We start from the raw sequence: 2,003 nt of genomic DNA, 5'->3' as shown, positions 1-2,003 counted from the left end.
CAAAAAATACGGCCTCATTTCTCGCTGCCGTCCAGATCAGATGCATCGCTCTCTGGGCTAAAATCTTGTGACGACACCATCTAAAAGCCATTGAAGAAAAGACCTTCTTTCCCTTTGGCTCAGATAAAGAGGTCCACAGTGATTTTCAGCTTATCGCCGGCACGCACCGCGACATGCGCCAGTGGGTGGAAGAAGGGAAATTTCGCGAGGATCTCTACGCACGTATCAATATGTGGACCTTTGCCCTACCGGGGCTCGCCGACAGGCGCGAAGACATCGCACCGAATATTGAATTCGAACTTCAGCGCTTTTGTGCAGAGGAACAAACGCAAATCCGTTTTGATAAAGACGCGCGTGAACGTTATCTGGCATTCGCCTTTTCCGGTCAGGCGCAGTGGCGCGGAAACTTTCGCGAACTGAGTTCTTCGATTGCCCGCATGGCAACACTGGCCGAACAGGGGCGCATCACTCTGGCTAATGCCGAAGAAGAAATCGCCCGTTTGCAGCACACCTGGCAGGCGTCGTCCACGCTGCCCGCTTTAACCGAAGAGATCGATCTGTTTGACCAGCGGCAACTGGAAACGGTACTGGAGGTGTGTCGACGTCACCATTCGCTTTCCGACGCCGGGCGCGAACTGTTTGCCGTTTCACGCTTAAAAAAGGCTAATCCGAATGATGCTGACCGTCTGCGCAAATACCTCGCGCGCTTCGGGCTGAGCTGGGAAAACGTCCTTTCCGCTACATGAATCCTCTTCATCATAATTTGTTTGAATAAAATTTCCTCACGCGATAAACAATAGCTATGGCCGGGCTCGATCCCGGCCTTTTTATACCCTTCATATTTCAAGCCGCATGCGTGTTGGCTACGTTTGCTCACCCCAGTCACTTACTTGAGTAAGCTCCTGAGGATTCACGCACTTGCCGCCTTCCTGCGACTCGAATTATTTAGGGTACATAACAAAACACAACACAACGCGTTAAAGGAAAACACTATGCTCGCTGTACTCACCCGGCTGTTCCCGTTATGGGCGCTGCTGCTCTCTGTACTTGCCTATTACACGCCCTCGACCTTTATTCCTATTGGCCCGTGGGTCACCACGCTGCTGATGCTGATTATGTTCGGCATGGGCGTGCACCTGAAAATTGACGATTTCAAACGCGTCCTTTCTCGCCCGGCCCCGGTTGCCGCAGGCATTTTCCTGCACTACCTGGTGATGCCGCTTGCCGCCTGGCTGCTGGCGATGATTTTCAAAATGCCGCCGGATCTCTCTGCCGGGATGGTTCTGGTAGGCAGCGTGGCCAGCGGTACGGCATCCAACGTAATGATCTTTCTGGCAAAAGGCGACGTGGCGCTCTCAGTGACCATTTCGTCCGTCTCAACGTTGGTTGGCGTGGTCGCCACGCCGCTACTGACGCGCCTGTATGTTGACACCCACATTCAGGTGGATGTTATGGGCATGCTGCTGAGCATTCTGCAGATCGTGGTGATTCCGATTGGTCTCGGCCTGATTGTGCACCACCTGTTCCCGCGCGTGGTGAAGGCGGTGGAGCCGTATCTGCCCGCGTTTTCGATGGTCTGCATTCTGGCTATCATCAGCGCCGTGGTCGCGGGTTCCGCTTCGCACATTGCTTCCGTAGGCCTGGTGGTGATTGTCGCGGTGATTTTGCATAACAGTATCGGTCTGCTGGGCGGTTACTGGGGTGGCCGTCTGTTCGGTTTCGACGAATCCACCTGCCGCACACTGGCCATCGAAGTGGGGATGCAGAACTCTGGTCTTGCTGCCGCACTGGGTAAAATCTACTTCTCGCCGCTGGCAGCCCTGCCGGGTGCGCTGTTCTCGGTCTGGCACAACCTCTCCGGCTCGCTGCTGGCGGGCTACTGGTCCGGTAAGACTATTGAGCAGAAACATCACGCGGTAAAAAAACACTAGGCTGTGTCCCTTAATCACCTGAGTTATAGTAACTGTCTTTTTCAACAACATATTGAACTATGGCTCGCTACG

Annotated in this window: 1 protein-coding gene and 1 pseudogene; both read left to right on the top strand. The window is 54.1% G+C overall.

Annotated features, from left to right (window positions below):
* Window positions 1-80: 80 nt before the first annotated feature.
* Window positions 81-746, top strand: a pseudogene (locus ACSZPU_RS25330) (sigma 54-interacting transcriptional regulator); the annotation flags it as partial.
* A gap of 246 nt (window positions 747-992) precedes the next feature.
* On the top strand, window positions 993-1,931 hold the full coding sequence (gene panS, locus ACSZPU_RS25325; protein ID WP_499004358.1) for a ketopantoate/pantoate/pantothenate transporter PanS: 939 nt from the start codon (window positions 993-995) through the stop codon (window positions 1,929-1,931).
* Window positions 1,932-2,003: the final 72 nt, after the last annotated feature.

Source organism: Phytobacter sp. V69 (genome assembly GCF_965644215.1).
GTDB lineage: Bacteria > Pseudomonadota > Gammaproteobacteria > Enterobacterales > Enterobacteriaceae > Phytobacter.
The sequence above is the reverse complement of the archived record's forward strand: the minus strand, read 5'-3'. Positions and strand labels throughout refer to the sequence as shown.

Bases quoted from the DNA above. Each gene is read 5' to 3' on its own strand.
- panS (WP_499004358.1), top strand. From the start codon at position 993: ATGCTCGCTGTACTCACCCGGCTGTTCCCGTTATGGGCGCTGCTGCTC.